The organism is Actinocrinis sp., assembly GCF_035938995.1.
Classification (GTDB): domain Bacteria; phylum Actinomycetota; class Actinomycetes; order Streptomycetales; family Catenulisporaceae; genus DASZGI01.
On sequence record NZ_DASZGI010000284.1, the window covers coordinates 1 to 1,982 of the forward strand.

General features: G+C 67.7%; 2 protein-coding genes and 1 pseudogene. All 3 read left to right on the forward strand.

Annotated elements, in window-relative coordinates; translation table 11 throughout:
* Positions 1–424: D-lyxose/D-mannose family sugar isomerase (locus tag VGZ32_RS19830; protein ID WP_326887597.1), on the forward strand; the 424-nt coding region annotated here is incomplete at its 5' end.
* 181 nt (positions 425–605) lie between these two features.
* Positions 606–1,505: a thiamine pyrophosphate-dependent dehydrogenase E1 component subunit alpha gene (locus VGZ32_RS19835; RefSeq protein ID WP_349263671.1), complete on the forward strand. Its 900-nt coding sequence runs from the start codon at positions 606–608 to the stop codon at positions 1,503–1,505.
* Positions 1,498–1,982 (forward strand): annotated as a pseudogene (locus VGZ32_RS19840) (alpha-ketoacid dehydrogenase subunit beta); the annotation flags it as partial. The gene VGZ32_RS19835 and the pseudogene VGZ32_RS19840, both read left to right, overlap by 8 nt.

A 1,982-nucleotide genomic window follows, 5' to 3' on the forward strand; every position in this document is an offset into this window, starting at 1 on the left:
GTCGAAGCTGGAGGAGACCGGCCTGGAGATCGTCGTCTACGTGAACACGGAGCGGGTCGCCGCGAAGGAGATCGCGATGTTCCCGCGCCAGATCTGTCCGGAGCACCGGCATCCGCCGTTCGACGGGACGCCAGGGAAGGAGGAGACCTTCCGCTGCCGTACGGGCACGGTGTACGTCTACACGGAAGGGGAGCCCGCGCCGCACCCGCACGCCCGGGTCCCCGCCGACGGGACGTTCACCGCGTGGCATGAAATCGTGCTGCGGCCTGGGGAACAGTACACGGTTCCTCCTAACACGCTGCACTGGTTTCAGGCAGGGGACGAGGGGGCGATCGTCTCGGAATTCTCTACCCATAGCCGGGACGACCTGGATATCTTCACCGATCCCAGGATAGAGCGGGCCACCCGGCTGGCCGACGGATGACCCGCGCCGCGCACCGGCGCCCGCCTGTGCGCGCTCTTGACCGGCTCCTAGATTGACTGTCATCATTTGTTCAATGAGTGATCATTTGATCAATATCCGGGGGACGGCGGACTCGCATGAGGACGGCACCGAGTCCGCCGCGCTTGCCGACAGCGAGCTGCGGGAGTCGCTGTACCGGCGGATGCTGCTGATACGCCGGTTCGAAGAGCGTGTCTACCGGCTGTTTCTTGACGGTGAGATCCCAGGAACCCTGCACCAGTACCAGGGGCAGGAGGCGGTGGCGGTTGGCGTGTGCGATGTGCTGACGCGTGACGACTGGATCACGTCGACGCATCGCCCGCACGGACACGCGCTTGCCAAGGGCGTGAGTACCCGCGCGGCGATGGCCGAACTGTACGGCCGGCGTACCGGCTGCTGCGGAGGCAAGGGTGGCTCGATGCACCTGGGGGACCCGGAAGTGGGCATGCTGCCTGCGATCGCGATCGTCGGCGGAGGCAACACAGTGGTGACCGGCTTGGGACTGGCCATGAAGCTTCGCCGCCGCCGCCAGGTTGCGGTCTGTTTCTTCGGCGACGGCGCGACGAACGAGGGCGCGTTTCACGAGGGGATTAACTTCGCCGCGGTCGAGCGGCTGCCGGTGGTGCTGGTCTGCGAGAACAACTTGTATGGCGCGTCCACGCCGTACGGCCGCGTCGCGCTCATCCCTGACGTCGCCGAGCGCGCGAAGGCATACGGCGTGCCCGCGCGGATCGTCGACGGCATGGACGTGGTGGCCGTGCGTGAGGCGGCACGTGACGCCGTGGCGGCGGCCCGGGCCGGTGCCGGGCCCACGTTGCTGGAATGCAAGACCTACCGGTTCACCGGGCACAGCCGCAGTGACGCGCGCGAGTACCGGACCCGCGAGGAGGAAGCCCGCTGGGCGGCGCGAGATCCGCTGCTCGTCCTCGGCGCGAGTCTGGACGAGGCCACGCTGGGACATCTTGAAGCAGAGGTGACGGCCGAGCTTGATGACGCGGTCGAGTTCGCGCGCAGTTCACCGTTTCCCGAGCCTGGCGACGCGACGGCGGATGTCTATGCCTGAGGCGGTGGCAGCGGCCCGGCGGCTGACGATCGGCGAGGCGCTGCGAGAAGCGATCGCGGAGGAGATGCGCCGCGACCCGGAAGTGTTCCTGCTGGGAGAGGACATCGGCGTCGAGGGCGGTTTCGGCGGCGCGTTCGGCGTTTACCTGGGCCTGGTCGAGGAATTCGGGCACGAGCGGATCATCGATACGCCGATCAGCGAGAAAGTGATCGCTGGCGCGGCGGTGGGAGCCGCGGTGCTCGGCATGCGCCCGGTGGCCGACATGCAGTACGCGGACTTCCTTTTCGAGTGCATGGATGAGCTGGTCAACCAGGCGGCGAAGCTCCGCTACATGTCCGGCGGGAAGATCCGGGTGCCGATGGTGATGCGGGCGCCAGTCGGGGCGACCACCCGGGGAGCGCAGCACGGCCAGTGCCCGGAGAGCTATTTCGTCCATGTGCCCGGCTTGAAGGTGGTGGCGCCGTCGGATGCCTACCA

Bases quoted from the DNA above. Each gene is read 5' to 3' on its own strand.
- VGZ32_RS19835 (WP_349263671.1), top strand. From the start codon at position 606: ATGCTGCTGATACGCCGGTTCGAAGAGCGTGTCTACCGGCTGTTTCTT.